Origin of the sequence: Psychrobacter sp. NPDC078631 (assembly GCF_050268165.1) — a bacterium.
GTDB lineage: Bacteria > Pseudomonadota > Gammaproteobacteria > Pseudomonadales > Moraxellaceae > Psychrobacter.
On sequence record NZ_JBNNGG010000001.1, the window covers coordinates 342,144 to 363,030 of the forward strand.

Below are 20,887 nucleotides of genomic sequence, written 5' to 3' on the forward strand. Positions count from 1 at the left end.
TGACTGTATAGGCTGCGTATTATAGCAGCCTATTTACATGCGTCAAGTATTATTTTATACAATTTTTCATTTATTCTAATGATGCTAAATAGCATCATTCTAACCGACAAAGGCACGCTCAACTGCGTAATCTGCTTGCACACCCATACGTGGTGAAACAGTCAGGCCGAAGTCATCTAGAATAGCAGAAACCTCAGCATTAAATGGCATACTGCCACAAAGCATGACACGGTCGTCGTCCTTATTCATTGGCGGTAAACCAATATCTTCGAACAATTTGCCAGATTTCATCAAATCAGTGACACGACCTTGGTTTCTGAATTCTTCACGCGTAACGGTTGGATAATAGATGAATTTTTCGCGATACCATTCACCAAAGATTTCATCATTAGGCAGCTCGTTTTCAAACATCTCACGATAAGCCAAATCATGAACATGACGTACGCCATGTACTAAGATAATTTTGTCAAAACGCTCATACACTTCAGGATCACGTGCTAGTGATAAGAATGGAGCAAGACCAGTACCAGTAGAGAGCATGTAAAGGTTCTTACCTGGTAGCAGATCGTCCAATACTAGTGTGCCCGTCGGCTTTTTACTGACTAACAGCTCATCACCTACTTTGATATGCTGTAAGCGTGAAGTTAATGGACCATCTTGAACTTTGATAGAGAAGAATTCTAAATGATCTTCATAGTTAGGGCTGGCAATTGAATAAGCGCGTAGTAGTGGCTTGCCATCAACAACAAGTCCAATCATCGCAAATTCGCCATTACGAAAGCGCAAGCCATCGTCACGAGTGGTTTTGATACTAAATAGAGAGTCATTCCAGTGATGAACCTCTGTGACCGTTTCGGTGCGAAGTTTTGACATAAAGTCCTCGTTAATAAGTTGTTATTTGTGTATTAAGTTTGAATAAGTATTAAATCAGAATTTTCAATGTTAGATTGAACATTATAAAAACGTATCAGTCTTTTAATCGTTGTCGAAACTGCTATTTTTATGAACGAGTAAATGATGAGTAAGCGCAATAGAACTGGTTTATCAGCTTATATACAACCAACTATTACGTCATTAGACATAGTAAATTTGCGTCAACGATGACAGTATTACCGGTCATATCATCCAAATGTAAATGACTCTCATCAAATTTCTTGCTCATAATACCAAACTTTAAAATAAAAATCCGTCTAGCAGTGATTGTCTAGCATGATAAAATGGAATATCGTTAGTGAGTAATTTTGTATCATTTGGCAAAACTGCCTTATCAAGGTGGTTTTGCATTACTGGAGTTAGTCTATGCTTGATGAGAATTCCCTGTTAGATAACTACCATCAAGCTCCTGTTGTTGGCTATCACCGTGCTCCGCTTTCACAAAAATTCGGTGCGCCGCGCCAGCCAAACCTGGTTGCCCTGACTAGTGTCATTGAGATGTTAGCGCCATATGATACGCCAGCTGCATTTGATGGTTTGGATAAGTTTAGTCATATATGGGTGAGTTGGCAGTTTCATCATAATTATAGATATAAAAACAACAATGAAACCAGTAGTGACTTTCGCGCTCAAGTACGCCCACCAAGATTGGGCGGTAATCAAAAAATAGGGGTGTTTGCCAGTCGAAGTATGTATCGGCCTTCAGGGCTAGGCCTATCTGTCGTCAAGCTCGAACAAGTCAAAATAGTTCAAGGTCGTGTATTATTGATTATCAAAGGTGCTGATATGATAGACGGCACGCCAATCATCGATATAAAGCCGTATGTGGCCTATAGTGATGCGCTGATTCAGACGGAAAATGGTTTTGCACCAACTGCTCCAGAATTATTAAACGTGACCGTGACCGATGCTGCTAACGAACAGTTTATGATGCTAGTAAGCACAGGATATACTAGAAGTACTCATAATAATGATACAAGTATCAAAGACGTAAACACTGGATTAATTAATGCGACAGTTGCGTCTACGATTCATCGTATACAAAATCAATTGATAACCTCAGATATGAGTATTATTAAAGAATTAATTGCCCAAGACCCGCGTCCAGCTTATCGACGGATAGAGATAGCCACGCCATTTGTTATGCGTTATAAATCGGTTGATGTGAGTTTTCAGTTGATAGAATCAGGACAGCTACAGATAATCACTGTGGTTACGGTGTAGCTGGCTTGCATCGATATCGTTTTTAACAACACGTTTTAAAATAATAGAAGAAGAGAGATATGTCTGCTCAACAGTACTCGATAGTGATTGATTTGCGTTGGTGTCTAGATGAGCTATTGGCAGATAAAGTGATTGACCAACGCGGCTATAACTTAGTCATTACTAGCCGTCGCGACAAAGCGCAGCACCCTCTACTAACGATTAGTGAATTTGGCTTGCCTAATGGCCATGCGACGGACATTAGCGCTGAAAATAAGTTAACTTTGGCTTGGCTCAACCAATGGTTGGCGGCTAAAGCAGACATGTCTCTCGTTCGTATTGACCCTCTAAAAGTTGATGTCCCTGCGGTCACACAATTGATGTCATTTGAATATGCACGTTCACAGCATATTTTACCGATTGAGGTCGCTGTAGACGAAGTGATTATTGGAACGGATCAGCCTTTTTATACTGACTGGCACTCAAGTATTGAAAAATTGATCAAATCAAAAAGCTATCGTACGGTCTATATCAACCCTGAGCAGATCAAACGCTACCGGCAGGAGTTCTATCAAGTCACCCAAGCGATCGCAGGCGCAAATAGTGTCCATAAGCGTGCAGCTGCCGATGTGACCAATGTCGAAGCATTATTGCAATTGGGTGATAATACTAATCCTGATGCCAATGACCAGCATATTGTTAGAGTTGTTGATTGGCTGTTGCAATATGCCTTTGAGCAACGAGCTAGTGATATCCATTTAGAGCCACGTCGTGAGACAGGTAAGGTTCGCTTCCGAATTGATGGTGTACTCCATACGGTGTATGAAATGCCATTGGCAATCATCGTCGCGGTGACCGCACGTATCAAAATTCTAGGGCGACTAAACGTGGCAGAAAAGCGTAAACCACAGGATGGCCGTTTAAAGACGCGAACGCCGAAGGGATTAGAGACAGAACTTCGTTTATCGACTATGCCAACCGCTTTTGGTGAAAAGTTGGTCATGCGGGTGTTTGATCCTGAAGTACTGGTGCGTTCCTTTGCTCAGCTTGGTCTATCGGGTAAGCAGCTTGAAACGTGGCATGAATTGACTGCTCATCCAAACGGGATTATTTTGGTCACTGGGCCTACAGGTTCGGGTAAGACCACGACCTTGTATAGTACTCTCAAGCAGTTAGCGACTGAACAAGTCAATGTCTGTACCATTGAAGATCCTATTGAAATGATTGAACCTGCATTTAACCAAATGCAAGTGAATCCAGGTGTCGATTTAAACTTTGCTGACGGCATTCGCTCTTTGATGCGTCAAGATCCTGATATTATTATGGTGGGGGAGATTCGTGATGCTGAAACAGCCAATATGGCAGTACAAGCCTCATTGACAGGGCATTTAGTGCTCTCGACACTACATACTAACGATGCGCCAAGTTCAATCACTCGTTTGCATGATTTGGGTATTCAGCCATTTTTGACATCAGCGACTATCTTAGGTGTAATGGCACAGCGCTTGTTACGTACGCTATGCCCGCATTGCAAAAAAGCGGTAGACGTTGTGCCAGACAGCGAGGTTGCCATTCAATGGCAGGAGTTGGTACAACCTTGGCGCGCACCTGCCCCAGCACAAATTTATATGGCTCAAGGCTGCGAGCATTGTCGACACACTGGTTATCAGGGACGAGTCGGCCTATACGAGATTATGCCGTTGTCTAACGAATTAAAAAAACTGGTCGCAGCCGATACAAACTTAGATGTACTCAAACAACAAGCCTATCGAGAAGGTCTACAGCCATTGCGTTTATCAGGGGCAAAACGTATTAGTGAAGGTGTGACAACCATAGAAGAGGTGATGCGAGTCGTGCCTCTTAATTAACTATTGTATTTGAAGTCGTGTTTAGCGTTCCCAACGTACGTTTTGGCGAATGATTTTTGCTGGTGTGCCTGCTACCATACAGTTTGGTATAGTGACTGGTTTATTGACGAAGGCACCTGCTGCGATGATACATCCATCAGCGATAGAGACGTTTTTTGAAATAGTTACATTAGCCGCAATCCAAATATGATTTCCTAGAATGACATCAGAATGTGCTGTGTTCACTCGTACGTTAGTATCTATATCGTAGACCTTGTGCACATCGGTAGCGCGAATTTCAATACCACGCGATATCATGCAAGACTTACCAATAGTCACACTCTTGTCACGTGCCAAGATATAGCAATCAATGGCAGTGGTATGCTCACCAATATGAATGCGTAAATGATTACCAACGACTAATAATTGACCAGAGAATTTAACATGTTCTGCGATAGTGACTTGATTGTGATTACCATTAATGTCGATTTTTAGTTTATTAAGTTTCCCATGACTACCAATGGTAATTCGATTGTTATCACCTTTACGAATAGTAATTGTGGAGTTGCCAATGATACGTACGTCGTTAGCTATTTCAATGTAATTACTATGGCCTTTATCTTGTAGTAAAAACCGTTGTCTATATAGTTGCTTCGGTAACAGTGTTTTGAAGATAGGGGGTAAAGTGATAGTTTTTTTATGGTTCATAGTATGGCACTTATGAGAGGTAATAAAGGTTTTGAAGTTTAGGCTTTTAAAAGATTGTCATGATGTATCGACTAAGTTCGTATCATCCATTTATTTAGAATAAATTCTATTTAGAGTATTTTTGATAGCCATTTAAGGTAGTGTACCGTTAAACAATACTTGAAAACAGCTTCCTTCACAGCAATCAATGCAAACAAGATTCAAATTTTTAATTCCCAGACTTTTAATTGATAAGTTTTTAACAACGAGATTATTTATGTTTACAGATACTCATTGTCACCTCAACCGTTTAGATCTAACAAAATACGATGGTAAATTATCTGGCGCGATTGATGCCATGAAAACTGCTAATGTTACTCGTGCGATGGCAATCATGTGTGATTTTGCAGAATATGACGAGATTGCTAATATTGTAAGCACTTACGGTGATGAGACACTAAATCTAGGGATGAGTGTAGGGATTCATCCTTGTGAAGATATTGATGTACTGAAATCAGCGACGATTGAGCGTCTGATAGAGACTGCTGATAAAGAGCATGTATGGGCAATAGGCGAGACGGGGCTAGATTACTACTGGTCTACAGAAAATAAAAAAGAGCAGCAAGCCAGTCTTGCACGCCATATCCATGCCAGTCAGCAACTAAGAAAACCGCTTGTCATACATATGCGAGATGCAAAAGAAGATACGATCGATATCTTAAAAAGTGAAGGCGCTGAGCATGGTATTATCCATTGCTTCACTGAAGATTGGGAGACCGCAAAACGTGCTTTAGATTTAGGATTTTATATCTCCTTCTCAGGCATTGTCAGTTTTAAAAGCGCCCAAAATATCCAAGATGCTGCAAGGCACATGCCTAGAGACAGAATCTTGATTGAGACCGACAGTCCATATTTGGCGCCTGTGCCTAAGCGTGGTCGCCCCAATGAGCCTGCCTACGTACCTTACGTCGCGAGCTTTATCGCAGATATGTACGGTTGTGATAGTAACGAGGTCGGAGCATTAACCGCAAAAAACTTTGAAAATTTACTGGCACAGTATCGCTAAAATGGTTATGCTATGACCAGTCAGTCATTTATGTGATAGTCTTATAGTTTAATCCCCTTTAGTATTTGATTTACTAAATGTAACTATATGATTATCAATGACTATTTGTAAATCTAAGCATATCCCTTTTATGGTATTTCAGCAGTTCTTGTATAGTTTTATACGCTCATTGCCAAATGTACGCACATAATTGATGGTCATATGCTTAATCTTGTCATGTTTTAGGAGAGATTATGAGTCGTCAGCACCAGTTCAAGGCACGAGAAGAGAACATCTTAGCGATGGCAGAACAATTGCTACTTGAGTCAGGCGATGGTGATATCACTTTAGACAGTTTGGCAGATCAGCTCGATTTGGCTAAAGGCACCCTGTACAAGCATTTCTCCAGTAAAGATGAGCTTTATCTGCGTATTATTATTCGTTACGAAGAGCAATTGTTTGAGATTAACCGTATCGATGACTGCCCGTCGGCAGGCGTTGCCCGTATGATTTTCCAGCAATTATTCAACCCGCAAAAAGCCATGCTATTGAACCAAATCGAAGAGCGTCTGGCAGCATCAGTGACAGGTCTCAATCGTTTATTTGGTGAGTTATACGATATCCGTCGCCAGCGCATGAAGCGTTTGATTGATATCATCAGCGCATATCTAAAAGATGAGCACAGTAATTTGAGTACTCGTGATTATCTATCGTCTATTTGGGCGATTGGTCAGGGCGGTGCAGGGCTATTAAATTCAAGCTTTTACCAACGCTACTTAGGACGCCGTGATACGCTGCGTTATGCCTTTGTTCAGCAAGTGCTAGAGTTGCCAAGTCATTATCCTGCTGACGATGAAGAGGTCATGGATGAGGATATGCAAGAGCTGGTAGAGCAAATCGATACTGAATCAGAAGAGCACCGCAATACCAATTACTAAAGTAGCAAGTAATTTTGGGTTTTGAACCTTTCTTGGCTTTGATAAATCGTGTTGTAATGCTTACTATTGCAGCACGAATTCATATATCTTCTAATATTCTTCAAAAACTTTTTCTCATTCTGCGACAATTAAAATTGGGCTTATAGGTGCAATATGCCGGTCAGTGTTAAGACGCAGTCCAGTTCAGCGGCTACTTGCTCTTTTACTTTAATTAGTCAAACGTCTCAGTCAAGATACTTAGATACAAGACCGACAGACCATTGTCACAACTGCGCCTGCATATCAACTGATACTCATCTCTTATCATCAGTCTCACCAATAAACAGTCGGACACAGGCTGGTTTTACATTGGTGGAAATCGTGGTGGTAGTCGTTATCTTATCTATATTTGCTGGCATAATGAGCTTGTCTGTCGGTAGTAGTGAGTCCCGCAAAAACCGCGCTTTTTATGAGCATTTGACTGATTCGTTGAGCTACGTTCGCCTATTATCGGCTGAACGTATGCAGCCGATGGGTTTGCGTATGCAGGCAGATAAGCAAGGTCAAGTAGAGCCAGTCATTGTTACCCTATCAAATCCATATGTCGCGTACCAGACAACAGAGATGATGTCAGATAGCACCGACAGTCAGCCTAAGAATGCTATGGAGCTGTCGGCAGAGGTAGCTGGTTTATCAAGCTCTAATGATGAGCAAAAACCAATGCCAAGTTGGGAGGTTGAGTCAGGTGTTAGCTTGCCTGAGCTGCCTACTGGCGTAAGTATTAGAGTTCAAAGTTTGGATTCTAGTAGTTTACAAAATACGGGACGAACCCGAACGTTACAGCCTTGGTTTAGCGATCAAAACGTACCCCAAGTATTATGGTTTGGTACGGGACAAGCAACGCCTGTCACCATTGAAGTACTTCACGATTCGCGTCTAGTGGGTGAGGTGATTACGATAATGCCAGATGGCAGCATGCGAATCGGACAGGGAATATAGTGACTAAATTATATAAACCTCCTATGACAAGCCAGCCTATGTCACCAAAATCTATATCACTCAAGCCTAGGCGCGAGAGCGGCTTTACCCTTATCGAAGTGATGGTTGCTTTGGCTATTTTGGCAGTGGTAGCCGTCGCGGCGAGCCGTGCTAGTAGTGCGTATCTGAGCTCGGTTGATATATTGCGTACTCGTACGCTTGCTCACTTCGTTGCCCAAAATGCCGCCGCTGATTTACGTATTCAAGAGACGTGGCTGACAGCCAACCGCACCCAAACTGTTAATGCTCAAGGGCGTGATTGGCAAATAGCAATGACAGTCGGTGACGCTATCACACCTGCCTTAAAAGAAGTAAATATCGCAGTTGCGCCTATTATAGATGGACAGACTCGCACAACGGTTACTGATATCACTGTGATGCTAAGTAATGCTGAGCAAGATACGGGCAGTTTGGATTTAAGTGGTCTAAACATGATGGGTAATAGCGAGCAGGCCGGGGGCGGTCTGTGAGGCATCAGCGTGGTTTTACACTGCTTGAGCTAATGGTTGCAATGGCAATATTTGCGATGTTAGCCGTTGCAGGCTGGCAAGTGTTTGATGGGGTCAATCGTGCTCGTGAGCGTGCACAATTTCATGCTGACAATCTGGCTGTCCTGCAGTACGCTTATTTACAGTTACAGCAAGATATGGGTCAAATTATCCCTTATCAAGCGGCGACCCAAAGTGTCAGTGCAGCGAATAACAGTCCAAACGATAGTGGTAATGCGAACAACAAACCCCAATCAAGCGAGCAAATAAACGGACAAATAAACAAAATAGCGCCTGAGCCTTTTATGAGCTTAGATGGCGAGCATATCAGCTTTGTACGCTTTGCCGATTCTGATCCACGATATCAGAGTAGCAATAGCCTCCAACGTATCGAATATATTTTTGCGGATGAGCGTTTGATACGTCGCCAGTATACCAGTATGGAAGGCGGGCGTGACAGCGTTAGCTTGGACAGCGTATTGCTCGAAGGTGTCACAGCAGGGAGTTGGCAAGCCTATCTACCAGAGCTAAATACCAAGTTTCCGAGCGATGACGCTAACAGTGGCGGTAGTATAAATACAGCGGTGAGACGATCAGCGAATACAGCGAGTCCTAAGCCCACATCTGGTTTATTACCGAAAGGAGTCGCGGTTAGCTTTACATATCAAGACATGCCAATCACTTGGCAATGGGCATTCGCCCCGCAACCGATATCGCATAGCAATAGTCAAAGCACAGCCAATGATACAGGTGGTGGTAGCAATGATAATGCCAATAATGACAACAGTGGTAATGATGGTAGTGACAATAATAGCAGTGCGAGAACGAATAATTGAGAAGGTAGTGGTTAAAATGCATCAATTGCTCAACAACAAAGGCTATGTATGTCGATGACTGCAAACTCTCAACGCGGTGTTGCACTGCTGACTATCTTATTATTGGTAGTCAGTATTACTGTGGTTGCAGGGTCGATGCTTGCTAGCCAAAAAATTGCAATTAGGCGTAGTGGTCTGTTGTTCGATCAAAATCAGTTGCTGCAAGATATCGATGCAGGTCAACAGTTAGCAGTGACGATGATTCGCGCTGATAGCAACCTCAATGATACGGATAGTGCGCAAGATATCTGGGCGCAGCCAATACCACCTTATACATTGGCTAGTCATAGTGTCAGCATCGAGCTACGCGATGAGTCTGGTCGTTTTAACATTAATAACTTGTATCAAGATGGGTCGGCCAACACCACTGCTTTAGCAGTATTCCAACGACTACTCACGCAACTAAGTCTAGAGCCTGATATTGCTATTGCTATACTTGATTGGCAAGATGCAGACGGCGAGGTATATCAAGATGGCGGTGATGAAAGTACGGTATATGTGCAGCAGCCAAGCGCTGTAGCAACAGATGCTCTGCCAAATCAGCCTTTTGTCAGTATCGATCAGCTACTAGAAGTGACAGGGGTGAGCGCTGAAACATTAGCAGTATTACGGCCTTATCTTACCGCAGTGCCTTATTATGTGCCTATTAATATCAATACTGCCAGTCCTGTATTGTTAGCCGCACTAATTGATGGTGCTAACAGCCAACAAATGCAAGCACTGGTCGATATGCGCGCGCAGCAGGCGCTGGCGTCTATTGATGCAGTATGGCAGTTACCGATATTTGGCAGTGTGAATGATGAGCAGCGAAAGGCTTTAACACCCATGCTCGCCGTTGATAGCCAAGCATTTATGGCGCTTATCACAGCGACTGATAACGCAACTGTCGGTCAAGCGAGAGAGCGTTTTGCCACAGTCTTGATTAGTAAAACTGTCGTTGATAATAATCAAGTAGTTAATAGTAGTGAGGCTGCTAGTAATAATCAGGCGAGTAACAGTAGTGAGGTAGACGGTAAAATGCCCAAGGAAGTCAAAGTAGTAACACAGCGACTATGGGCATTTCGTCCGAGCTTTTAGCAGAGGGTATAGAGATCGTATCTAGTCTTTGAGGCGTGTTTCTTCGCTAGACTTCCAATTATAAGCCCCGTAAAAAAGCATCTGTGCTTGACGAGTGCAGTTGTGTAGCATTAGCTGTTTGTTTTCTTCGATTTCGTTTAGATCAATCTCATCATCATGATCTTCTGTATAGGTCAGCTCTAGCCAATCAATAATCCAAGAAAAGAACATATTTACGCCAGCCTCAGCCAATAAGCGACGGTCATAAGCATTGATATGGGTAAACGCTGGCTGCAACGCTAAGTCGTCTGCCAAACCTTGAGCGTGTATCTTAATCAACTCATTAATGGCTTTGCGTACTGCTTCTGACCCACCATAACGCTCACTGACCAAAAACTGCCAGTAATAAGGCTGATCGCTGACCATATACAAGAATAGCTGAATACTTTTTGCGATTTGACGATCAAAGCTACGTTTGCGCCCAATCTGCAGGCTATCACTTAACGTGGCTAACGTGCCGCCCAATTCCTCAATGACCAAAGCGCGCCCGAGTGACTCCATATCATCAAAATGGCGATAAAACGCAGTCGGCACAACGCCAACCTCGCGTGTTACTTGTCTGAGACTGATAGAGCTAAAAGATTGCCCTGTCATACATAAATCGAGCACAGCATTAAAAAAGGCGTGCCGAGTTTGAAGTTTCTTTTGTTCGCGACTGCTCATAATATTTCAAAATTGTCCGGTAGGTGTTTATCATACTCATTTCAACGCATAAATACGACTGAAATACGCCATTCGTGTTAATTTACTAAACCTGTACTGGTCTTTTAAACCACTGTACCCCAATGACCCTGCAGTTCTTGCGCCAGTCGATAAGCTTCATGGTCATTCATACCTGTAATAAAATCCAAAATATTTAAGACATTATGATAGATATCGTCAGACAAGATGCGGCGATGTTCGTCAAGATGGGGCTGTAGCAATCTTAACAGACGTTGCTGCTCAAAAGACATCGGCGGCTGCATAGTAGCAGATTGAGACCCTGTCCAAGCGAGCGGCATAAAGGCATTTAATAGGCTATGCAGGCATTGATTGGCCATTAGCTCCATTCTTACTTTGCTCGGATGATTAAATATTTTTTCGCGTGCCAGTTGCTTAGCTTGATTGATACCATTTTGTACGCTGGTATCGCAATGGGCAAACAGGCTGCCTGGTAATGTACCAGCTAGCAATGCATCACTGTTGGCTACAAAAGCATCGGTGACGGTATTGACCAACCGCATCATGGCTCGTGCCCGTAGGGAGGCGAGGCTTTGTCTGACAGACATATGCGCTGGCAAGTTTACGCTGCTTGAACGCTCACCAATCAGCTCATAAAATATTGTGGCAACTTCGCTATAGGTTAGCATATTCAGATTGATGCCATCTTCTAAATCGATTAGCGCATAACAGATATCATCTGCCGCTTCTAACAGGTAAGCCAATGGATGGCGCGCAAAGCCATCGTGTTGCTCCGAGCGTGGTAAGTGCAAGCACGCCGCTAACTCTTCTAATTGAGACGCCTCACTATAAAAGCAGCCAAATTTTTGCACATTATAATGGTTGTCATTGACATCGTTACTGTGAGTTGCCAACCACGGATATTTCATAAAGGCGCCTAGCGTGGCACAGGTGAGCCGCATACCACCCTTGTCAGGATGATGCTCATTACGTGCCAATAGGCGAAAGCCTTGAGCATTACCCTCGTATGCCAGTAAGTCTAGTCGCTCATTGCTGCTTAAATTTTGCAAAATCGCTTGCGGTTCAGGTTGTCTAAACCAATCACGAATCGCATACTCTCCAGCATGGCCAAAAGGCGGATTACCAATGTCATGAGCGAGACAAGCCGCTTGTACGATCACGCCGACATCTGCTGGTGAGACTCCTGTTGGTAAACCGCTACCTAATGCATCATGGATTTTTTCGGCAGCCATCATTCCCAAAGAGCGACCAATAGAAGACACTTCTAGCGAGTGAGTCAGGCGCGTATGAATACCGAGCTGATTGGTCAATGGATGGACTTGGGTTTTTTGATTTAACTGGCGAAAAGAGTGAGAAAATACCAGTCTGTCATAGTCTTTGTGAAACTGAGAACGAGTACTGGTATTGGCGTTAAATTTTTTGGAAGCACCAAGACGTTGTGAGTTGAGAAGATGTGACCATTGTGTGGTAGGGGACGACAAAGAGGTTGGTGTACTTAGCATATTGAAACATCCGGAACCAAGGGAGCCTCTAGCATAGCAAAATAGCGCCCTTGGTACAGCTATATAGTCAGAGAACTACTAAACGGCTACGGCGTTCCCCTCCTTAGAGCTAATATTTGTACAATCTGCCATCGGCTGCCTTGTACTCGTTTTAGACTTCTTTGCCTAGAGTTGATGCCCTATAAATTAGATACGGTGTCAGTCTTGCTTAGCCTGCTATTGGTATTGCTTTCACTCGCCTTGCTTGTATCCAAATTATATTGAATAAACTATATTAAGACTTTTGACAGTCAAAAAGTAGGTCTTCCTTGTCGATAGCTACATCGCTGTCCAGTGTCTTATTAAGCAATGTCGCTTTGTCTCCATTTACTTGCCATATGATGCCGTGGGTATTGTCTAATCCGATATCGCTGGTATAGATTCCCTTATCAGCATCAGTTTCACTATTAGCAATAGCTGTTAAATCGTATTCGATACCATCGATGAGCAAATGCGCTGTCTGTGGTGTACTGTCGCTATGATAAGAAACGCCGATAGTAGCAGTAGGCTCACAAGAGAAAGGAGTGCTGTTGCTGGCATGATCGTGACCTGCGTGCGTATGTTCTTCGTGGCTATGACTCTCATGATCGTATCCTTCATGATTAGGCCCTTCATGACCGTGTTCCATATCATTATGCCCTTCGTGGCCGTGATCTTCATGCTCTTTATCATCATGCATCTCATGACCTTGTTCATGTTCGGCATGATTATCTACAGGCGCCTCTTCAGATACCGCTGCATCGGTATTGTTGTTCGGCTGACAGCCTAGTAGAGAGCCTGCCATCACACTACCTAGTATAGTAATACCTGCAAGTTTAGAAAAATAATTAGTCAAAATATAAGTCCTCAAGTAAGCAAGATAAAGATATGTTATAATATAACAATAAATAGGTAAAATAAAGCCGATGATGGAGAATATCCAACATCGGCTAATTAACTTTAAACAAGCTATACTATTTAAAGTTATACGTTAAATCTAAAGTGCATCACGTCGCCATCTTGCACAATGTAAGTTTTACCTTCTAAACGTGATTTACCAGCAGCAGCAGCACCTTTCTCACCGTTATATTCGATAAAGTCATCATACGCAATGACTTCAGCACGAATAAATCCGCGCTCAAAATCAGTATGAATCACGCCAGCTGCTTGCGGCGCTGTCGCACCAATAGCGACAGTCCAAGCACGTACTTCCTTTACGCCAGCGGTAAAGTAAGTCTGCATATCAAGTAAGTCATAGCCACCGCGAATGACTTGATCAAGACCGGCCTCGAGCATGTCCATTTCAGCTAGGAAGTCTTTTTTATCGTCTTCATCGAGCTGAGCGATTTCAGATTCGATCTGGTTGCATAGCGCGATGACGATAGAGTCTTCACCAGTGGCATAGTCACGAACAGCGTCAAGGTATGGGTTGTTTTCAAAACCATCTTCAGAGACGTTAGCGATATACATGGTTGGCTTTAGCGTAATTAAACCATAACTTCTGATTAGTTTTTTCTCATCAGCGTCTAGGTTAGCTGCACGAGCCGCTTTGCCTTCTGCTAGTAATGGTTCAACTTTTTTGAACACATCAAGCAATGCTTGCGCGTCCTTATCACCACCTTTAGCCTTTTTGGTTTGGTTGTGGATTGCGCGCTCAACAGCTTCTAAATCTGCAAGTGCCAGTTCAGTGTTGATGGTTTCGATATCATCAATCGGGCTAACGCGTCCATCAACGTGTACCACATTGTCATCATCAAAACAGCGTACCACATGAGCAATCGCATCGGTCTCACGGATGTTGGCTAGGAATTGGTTACCCATGCCTTCGCCTTTTGACGCGCCTGCGACCAAACCTGCGATATCGACAAACTCCATGGTCGTTGGTAGAACGCGTTCAGGATTGACGATATCAGCCAGTTGCTTTAGACGTGGATCTGGTACTGGCACGATACCCGTGTTGGGATCTTTGGTACAAAATGGAAAGTTTTCAGCGGCGATACCCGCTTTGGTCAACGCATTAAACAAGGTGGATTTACCCACGTTTGGTAGGCCGACGATGCCGCAATTAAAACCCATAACATTCTCTCAATGTATTAATAAAATCAGTTGGTATAAAGTTTGGTTAAATGATAAATCAAAATTGGGCACATTGTAGCAAATTTACCTGAATAGGGGTGAGGTTGTTACGGTATATGCTCAGGTTTTTACCTGATAATGATAAGCAGCTTTATGACAAAAGCAGGTCATATTAGAGGCTTGAAAATGAACAAGGCGAATCAATACGAGTGACACATGGTTTATGTGAGCCGATAAACCCTATTTTTTAATATGCTAAACTGTCACGTATAGATAAGGGCTTAAAGTTCACCGAAAATTCAGCACATATATTCTGTCAATTTTAGCAAATCATACTTATTCTAAAGCTATAAACAGTCAGACATAAGCTGATAATATCGCCAAAATAAAATGTAAGGCAATTGTAGACAATGACAACCTCGATTTTTGACACACGCCACTATAAATACCCGCAGAACTTCCTTGAGATGAAGCCTAAACTGACTCGACTTGAACAGGCTATTAAAAAGTTAGAGGCAAATTTAATTGATACGGCTGAGACGAAAAACCTCAAGTTATTAAAGCAGGGGCTAGATAGTGGTTTGGGGTTAAAGGTCGATTATGCCAGTGAATTAAATCCCGATCAGTTAATGGCTGCGACTACTATCGACGGCAAGGTATTGGTCATTGCTGGTGCAGGTTCGGGCAAGACCAAAACTTTGACCTATCGCACCAGTTATCTATTGGAAAACGGGGTGTCGCCTAAAGAGATTCTACTACTGACCTTTACGCGTAAAGCCGCGAATGAAATAAAAGATCGAGCTAAGTCCTTGCTGGCAAGCAGTCTTTCAAATCAAAAGCTATCAGACGAAGAGCTGGCTGAGGATAGGCTGCCAACTGATAAGGCATTAAATAGCATCACTAGTGGTACTTTTCACTCGTTTTGTAATATGTTACTACGTCAATATTCAGGGCTGCTTGGTATCAATCCGCGATTTACGATTTTGGATACTGGTGATAGTGAGGATGCTATCGACTTGGTGCATAAAGAAAAAAAGTATCCTACTCAAACCAAGTCACAGGCTTTTCCACGCAAAAAAACGCTGCAAAATATCATATCGACGTCTAGAAATAGACGTATACAAATTCGCGACTTAATCGAAAGTAGTTACCCCGATATTGCCGTGCATATTACTATCATCGAGCAGCTGGCAGTTGACTTTCATGAGTATAAGCGCGCCAATCACTTATACGATTTCGATGACATCATCAGCCAAGTCGTACGTCATTTGAAGACTAATGATACCTTTCGACAGCTGCTGCAAAGCCAGTATCGCTATATTATGGTTGATGAATACCAAGACACCAATATTCCGCAAAAGCAGCTAATCGACCTAATATGTGAGCCTGAGTCGGTATCGCTGATGGTAGTGGGTGACGACAATCAAAGCATCTATGCCTTTCGCGGTGCCAATTATGAAAACATTCTTCTATTCGGTGAGACTTATCCTCATGCCAAACTTATTAAGCTTGAACAAAATTATCGCAGCTCGCCATCCGTTTTAACCTATATCAATGCGTTGTCAGCACAAATCACGCTAGGCTATCAAAAGCAGCTGTATTCTGATGCGCCGATAGAAGGACACAAACCAGTATTTCGACGACTCAGTGATGAGCCAAAAGAAGCGGGCTATATCACTGATAAAATTGTCGCGCTAAAGCCAGAGTATGACTACAACGACTTTGCTGTCTTATGCCGTACGTCATTTCAGTCCAATTACGTACAGCTAGAATTTATGGCGCGCAATATTCCCTTTATCGTTGTGGGTGGTATCAAGTTCATTGAAAGACGTCATATCAAAGATGTGTTGGCCTTTGTCAAAATACTCTATAACCCAAATGACACGATTGCTTGGCATCGAATTTTAACTTTGTTTAAAGGGGTGGGTGCAGTGACGGCGACGCGCTTAACCCAAGCTATTACTGCTGACGATAATCTGTTTGAATCCCTACTGGCAGCACCCTTTGCAAAAAAAAGCGAGCAGTTAGAACCTCTATATCATGCGCTTACCAAGGCACAGCAAGCTGAATCGGTCGAGACAGCTATTGAACGTATTCTTGAGTTTTATATCCCAGTATTAAAGCTGATTGAAGAAAATTGGCGTGAGCGTACCGAAGACTTTCGGGTATTAAAGAATTTAGCGACAGAGCACACAAGTCTTGATAGCTTTTTAGAAAATCTCGCTTTAGACCCACCTAATGATTCAGTTGCCGTGATGGGCAATTCAGATAGTGGTCAAGACAGTAGCAATGACAAAGTCACTATCTCGACCATTCATAGTGCTAAGGGGCTTGAGTGGCCAGTAGTGTTTGTCAACTCATTGGTAGATGGCATCACGCCGCATCATCGTTCTTTAGATGACTTTGAAGCATCAGAAGAAGAGCGTAAGCTGTTTTATGTTGCCTGTAGTCGTGCAAAGACACAGTTGTATCTGACAGCACCAAATTACTTTTCTAGTTATTCTGGATACTTTGACAAACCGTCACGTTTTATCGCTGAGCTATCTGCGGATGAGGTAACGGTTGAGACGACAAGGCGGACCATGATAGAAGACGATGACCCAATTTGGTGGTAATACGCTATGTTTAGGTGATTATCCAATCAATTAAACATAAGCTAATAAGGCTATTCAGTAATATAGATAAGTGAGCTGTCGAATACTTGAGCGTTTTATAACCAAAAACATTAGATAATTTGCCGCGATTCTCACTAAAATTGTTGCTAGATTATTGCTCAAGGCCAGTATTATTCCTATCAAAAATACCTTCTCAAAAACCCCATAACCAAAAGTATGTGACGCGAAAATATTTCTCAGATAAGGGTTTCAAATTTATCCTAATGCGTTACTATTACCACCTAATTCTGTTAGACCCTTATATTTGATACTCTGTATTAACACCCTAAGAAAAGGATAAGTTATGCGCTACGAAGTTATCGTTATCGGTGCAGGTATGGTTGGCACGTCAATCGCGTGGCATCTACAAAAAAATAACTCAAATGTATTATTGTTAGACAAAAAATTGCCAGGGTCAGAGACCTCATATGGCAATGCAGGATTGATTCAGCGCGAAGCCATTCATACACATCCTTTTCCTCGTCAGCTGACAGAAATGATCAGAGTGTTGCCAAACCAAGGTACCGATATTCGCTATCGTATTCCGGCCATTTTACGTTATCACCAAGCGCTGCTTCAGTACTGGAAATACTCTACGCCGGCTTCAGTCAAAAAAATTGAATCAGAGTGGCAGACGCTGATTGAGCATTGTACTAGTGAGCACCAAACCATGATTAGCGCTTCTGGTGCTGACGAGCTCATTACTCGTGATGGTTGGTTGCAATTGCATCGCTCAGAAGAGACGTTTAAAGAAGCTCAAGTATCAGCTATCGATGCGCGTAACCAAGGTGTTGAGCATAACGTACTAAACCTTGAAGCGCTAAAAGCAATGGAACCTAGTGCCAATTTTGAAGGTTTCGTTGGCGCAATTCATTGGAAAAACTCTTGGCAAGTATCAAACCCAAGCTCGCTCGTGAAAGCTTATGCAAAAAACTTCCAAGATATGCAGGGTACGATTAAAGAAAGCGATGTAAAAGAAATCGTAAAAGACGGCGAAGGCTGGAAAGTTATCACTGATAACGATACCTACTATAGTGACAAATTGGTTATCGCAGCAGGCCCATGGTCTAATGATTTGATCAGACCACTTGGCTATAACCTGCCACTATTCCCAATGCGCGGCTATCATCAGCATTTCAAAGTGACAGAAAAGAACACCATCAATCACAGTATGTTTGATATGGACAAAGGCTTTGTGATGGGGCCAATGCAGCAGGGTATCCGTATCACCACTGGTGCTGAGATGACCACGATGAATGCGCCAAAAAACTTTGGTCAGTTAAAAACCGTATTGAAGCTGGCTAAAAAAATCTTGCCATTAGAAGATGCGGTTGAGAGTGAAGCATGGGCAGGCTCACGTCCTTGTATGCCTGATATGAAGCCAGTCATCGGCCCTGCAGACAAGCATGACAAACTATGGTTCGCATTTGGTCACAGCCATCAAGGCTTCACTTTAGGGCCAATGACAGGTCGTCTGGTTGAAGAGATGATTCACGATAAGCCTACATTGGTCGATCTTGCACCCTTTAGTGCCCAGCGTTTTTCTAACTAAGCGTGCATCTGATATATAATTGATCCAATTTAAGAGCGGTACAAGGCAACCGAGTGCAGATGTATATGTCATACTTCAAGTGAGGTTAACGCTGTAACGCTTTTATAGTGAATTGACTATAGTTAGCACAGACTTAAATTAATAAATGAAAGGTATAGACATGATTAAGAAGCTACACAGCAATCAACGTATGAGCAAAACCGTAATTCATAACCAAACTATCTATTTGTGTGGTCAGGTCGGCAATGCAGAAGACGATATCAAAGCGCAAACATTGACTTGTCTAGAAAAAATTCAAACGTTGCTAGAAGAGGTAGGTAGTGATAAATCAAAGCTACTATCAGTCACGGTTTGGATCAAAGACATGGCTGACTTTGCTGCTATGAATGAAGTTTATGACCAGTGGTTTGAAGGTATTCAGCCACCGGCTCGCGCTTGTGGTGAGTCAGCTTTAGCACGTCCTGAGCTATTGGTTGAAATGATCGCTATCGCTGCTGAGTAAAGACTGCTCATAGTACCTACAGCACCTGTATTAAATAGAAATGAAAAAGGCCATGATAATGATATCGTGGCCTTTTTTATGCTTGGCAATAAGCAAATTTAATTAATGCAAATCGGTATGCTAGTTTTCTGAACTAAGCATATTCTGTATGATATCAGCTAAGCAATATAATGATTATTATTATAGGAGTTAGCACCCTTTCCATACCGCTCGGCGCTTCTCAATAAATGCATCAATCCCTTCGCCCACATCGTCTGCCATCATATTGCATGTCATCACTTCACTGGCATAGTCATACGCGTCTTCGATGTTCATATCCAGTTGTTTATAAAACATATCTTTGCCAGTTCTTACTGCTACTGGAGACTTGGCAGTAATCGCCGTTATCAATGACTGTAGTGTTTGATCAAGTTGCTCTGCTGGCGCAACTCGATTGATCAAGCCATATTGCAAGGCAGTATGCGCATCGATAAATTCACCTGTGATTAGCATTTCAAACGCTTGCTTACGAGGTAGATTACGGCTGACGGCTACAGCAGGTGTGGAGCAGAACAGTCCAACGTTTATCCCAGAAGTAGCAAATTTTGCATTATCAGCGGCAACGGCTAAGTCACAAGCGGCGACCAGTTGAGATCCTGCGGCTGTGGCAATGCCTTGTACTTTTGCAATGACGACTTGTGGCATATGGTTGATGGCAAGCATCATTTTGCTACATTGCTGGAATAGAGCGCGGTGAAATGCTGCATCTGTGTGCGCGCGCATTTGTTTTAGATTATGACCAGCACAGAATGCCTTGCCTGTCGCTTGAATAACCACGACTCTGATCGTATCGTCTTGAGCGATATTATCCAGTTCTGCTTGCATGGCAGATAGTACTTCAACGGACAGGGCATTGAATTGTTTGGGTTGGTTTAAGGTGAGCGTGACGACGCCACTGTCTTTATCGTCTTCTCTAATAACCAGAAGGTCGTCTATGTCTAGAGTAATGTCAGATTGAGTCATTGATCATCCTTGATAATGGGTTGGTTTATAGTTTTATATATAGCTGACTAAATAGTAGCATGGCTCACATTCTATACAATAGATGGAGCACATAGAAAGCGCACGAAAAAATAGCGCACTCAGATGATGAGTACGCTATTGGTTTTTCAATCAGATATAAGCTAACTCTATACTAACTTAAATTTATACTAAGCTGTATTCATACTGAACTTAGTATGCGCCTTCGCTATAGATAAGCTCATAGCTATGGCTGTATATCTCGACGATGTTACCGAACGGGTCTTCCATATAGATCATGCGATAAGGTTTTTCGCCAGGGTAGTAGTAGCGTGGTTTTTCCATACGCTTTTTACCACCTGCTGCAACCATACGCTCAGCCAGTTCTTCAACGTTTGGATCTTGGACGCAGAAGTGAAAGATACCTGTTTTCCAGTATTCAAAGTTGTTTTCAGGGTTTTCTTGGTTTTTGAATTCAAAAATCTCGACGCCGATACGGTCACCAGTCGACAGGTGAGCAATACGAAAGCTGCCCCAACCAGCACCAAATACTTCGGTACACATCTCACCAATGGCGCTGTCATCTTCGACAATCTCAGTTGGTTCCATGATGGTGTACCAACCCATCACTTCAGTATAAAATTTTACGGCTGCATCTAGGTCAGGGACTGAAAGACCGATGTGCGAAAAGCTTCTTGGATAAACGTTGTTCATAATTTGTGCTCCTGTTTGCTGTACTCTTGTTTAACGTGAG

General features: G+C 42.7%; 19 protein-coding genes. 11 read left to right on the forward strand and 8 right to left on the reverse strand.

Features of this window, described 5'->3' with window-relative positions:
* Positions 1 to 99 precede the first annotated feature (99 nt).
* Positions 100 to 873, reverse strand: a complete 774-nt coding sequence (locus ACQKCP_RS01390; RefSeq protein WP_101205461.1) for a ferredoxin--NADP reductase — start codon at positions 871 to 873, stop codon at positions 100 to 102.
* A 426-nt stretch (positions 874 to 1,299) separates the two neighbouring features.
* Here ACQKCP_RS01390 and tsaA point away from each other — a divergent pair, with 426 nt between their 5' ends.
* A complete protein-coding gene (tsaA, locus tag ACQKCP_RS01395) occupies positions 1,300 to 2,157 on the forward strand; it encodes a tRNA (N6-threonylcarbamoyladenosine(37)-N6)-methyltransferase TrmO (protein ID WP_427610994.1) in 858 nt (285 codons plus the stop codon).
* 59 nt (positions 2,158 to 2,216) lie between these two features.
* A complete protein-coding gene (locus tag ACQKCP_RS01400) occupies positions 2,217 to 4,004 on the forward strand; it encodes a GspE/PulE family protein (RefSeq protein WP_427610995.1) in 1,788 nt (595 codons plus the stop codon).
* Positions 4,005 to 4,025: 21 nt separating this feature from the next.
* On the opposite strand, the gene ACQKCP_RS01405 is transcribed toward ACQKCP_RS01400, so the two are convergent.
* A complete protein-coding gene (locus tag ACQKCP_RS01405; protein WP_427610996.1) occupies positions 4,026 to 4,691 on the reverse strand; it encodes an acyltransferase in 666 nt (221 codons plus the stop codon).
* A 256-nt stretch (positions 4,692 to 4,947) separates the two neighbouring features.
* Here ACQKCP_RS01405 and ACQKCP_RS01410 point away from each other — a divergent pair, with 256 nt between their 5' ends.
* From ACQKCP_RS01410 to gspK, 6 genes are all read left to right on the forward strand, one after another.
* Positions 4,948 to 5,736 carry a TatD family hydrolase gene (locus tag ACQKCP_RS01410; RefSeq protein ID WP_427610997.1) on the forward strand — a complete coding sequence of 263 codons (789 nt, stop codon included), beginning with the start codon at positions 4,948 to 4,950 and terminating at the stop codon, positions 5,734 to 5,736.
* Between the two features lie 233 nt (positions 5,737 to 5,969).
* The gene (locus tag ACQKCP_RS01415) at positions 5,970 to 6,653 is read left to right on the forward strand and encodes a TetR/AcrR family transcriptional regulator (RefSeq protein WP_057759351.1); all 684 of its coding nucleotides are present in this window, start codon (positions 5,970 to 5,972) and stop codon (positions 6,651 to 6,653) included.
* A 351-nt stretch (positions 6,654 to 7,004) separates the two neighbouring features.
* Positions 7,005 to 7,631: a prepilin-type N-terminal cleavage/methylation domain-containing protein gene (locus ACQKCP_RS01420; RefSeq protein WP_427610998.1), complete on the forward strand. Its 627-nt coding sequence runs from the start codon at positions 7,005 to 7,007 to the stop codon at positions 7,629 to 7,631.
* A 38-nt stretch (positions 7,632 to 7,669) separates the two neighbouring features.
* Entirely contained in the window at positions 7,670 to 8,140 is a 471-nt protein-coding gene (gspI, locus tag ACQKCP_RS01425; RefSeq protein WP_427610999.1) for a type II secretion system minor pseudopilin GspI, read from the forward strand.
* Positions 8,137 to 8,994 carry a type II secretion system minor pseudopilin GspJ gene (gene gspJ / locus ACQKCP_RS01430; protein WP_427611000.1) on the forward strand — a complete coding sequence of 286 codons (858 nt, stop codon included), beginning with the start codon at positions 8,137 to 8,139 and terminating at the stop codon, positions 8,992 to 8,994. Before gspI ends, gspJ begins: the two co-directional genes overlap by 4 nt.
* Before the next feature lie 48 nt (positions 8,995 to 9,042).
* Positions 9,043 to 10,110, forward strand: a complete 1,068-nt coding sequence (gene gspK / locus ACQKCP_RS01435; RefSeq protein WP_427611001.1) for a type II secretion system minor pseudopilin GspK — start codon at positions 9,043 to 9,045, stop codon at positions 10,108 to 10,110.
* Between the two features lie 21 nt (positions 10,111 to 10,131).
* Here gspK and ACQKCP_RS01440 read toward each other — a convergent pair whose 3' ends face one another.
* The 4 genes from ACQKCP_RS01440 to ychF form a co-directional block, all read right to left on the reverse strand.
* On the reverse strand, positions 10,132 to 10,812 hold the full coding sequence (locus tag ACQKCP_RS01440) for a TetR family transcriptional regulator (RefSeq protein WP_057759356.1): 681 nt from the start codon (positions 10,810 to 10,812) through the stop codon (positions 10,132 to 10,134).
* Positions 10,813 to 10,916: 104 nt separating this feature from the next.
* A complete protein-coding gene (locus tag ACQKCP_RS01445) occupies positions 10,917 to 12,332 on the reverse strand; it encodes a deoxyguanosinetriphosphate triphosphohydrolase (protein WP_427611002.1) in 1,416 nt (471 codons plus the stop codon).
* A 274-nt stretch (positions 12,333 to 12,606) separates the two neighbouring features.
* Positions 12,607 to 13,206 carry a hypothetical protein gene (locus tag ACQKCP_RS01450; RefSeq protein WP_427611003.1) on the reverse strand — a complete coding sequence of 200 codons (600 nt, stop codon included), beginning with the start codon at positions 13,204 to 13,206 and terminating at the stop codon, positions 12,607 to 12,609.
* A gap of 128 nt (positions 13,207 to 13,334) precedes the next feature.
* Positions 13,335 to 14,426, reverse strand: a complete 1,092-nt coding sequence (gene ychF, locus ACQKCP_RS01455; protein WP_427611004.1) for a redox-regulated ATPase YchF — start codon at positions 14,424 to 14,426, stop codon at positions 13,335 to 13,337.
* Positions 14,427 to 14,836: 410 nt separating this feature from the next.
* Here ychF and ACQKCP_RS01460 point away from each other — a divergent pair, with 410 nt between their 5' ends.
* From ACQKCP_RS01460 to ACQKCP_RS01470, 3 genes are all read left to right on the forward strand, one after another.
* Positions 14,837 to 17,041, forward strand: a complete 2,205-nt coding sequence (locus ACQKCP_RS01460) for an ATP-dependent helicase (RefSeq protein WP_427611005.1) — start codon at positions 14,837 to 14,839, stop codon at positions 17,039 to 17,041.
* 343 nt (positions 17,042 to 17,384) lie between these two features.
* A complete protein-coding gene (locus ACQKCP_RS01465) occupies positions 17,385 to 18,632 on the forward strand; it encodes an NAD(P)/FAD-dependent oxidoreductase (RefSeq protein ID WP_427611006.1) in 1,248 nt (415 codons plus the stop codon).
* 163 nt (positions 18,633 to 18,795) lie between these two features.
* Complete coding sequence (locus ACQKCP_RS01470; RefSeq protein ID WP_055124581.1) at positions 18,796 to 19,134, forward strand: RidA family protein; 339 nt, start codon at positions 18,796 to 18,798, stop codon at positions 19,132 to 19,134.
* Between the two features lie 189 nt (positions 19,135 to 19,323).
* Here the strand turns inward: ACQKCP_RS01470 and ACQKCP_RS01475 are convergent, their stop codons facing one another.
* Both ACQKCP_RS01475 and ACQKCP_RS01480 read right to left on the reverse strand, forming a co-directional pair.
* A complete protein-coding gene (locus ACQKCP_RS01475; RefSeq protein ID WP_427611007.1) occupies positions 19,324 to 20,136 on the reverse strand; it encodes an enoyl-CoA hydratase in 813 nt (270 codons plus the stop codon).
* A gap of 210 nt (positions 20,137 to 20,346) precedes the next feature.
* On the reverse strand, positions 20,347 to 20,847 hold the full coding sequence (locus ACQKCP_RS01480) for a lactoylglutathione lyase family protein (protein ID WP_057759368.1): 501 nt from the start codon (positions 20,845 to 20,847) through the stop codon (positions 20,347 to 20,349).
* Between the last annotated feature and the right edge of the window lie 40 nt (positions 20,848 to 20,887).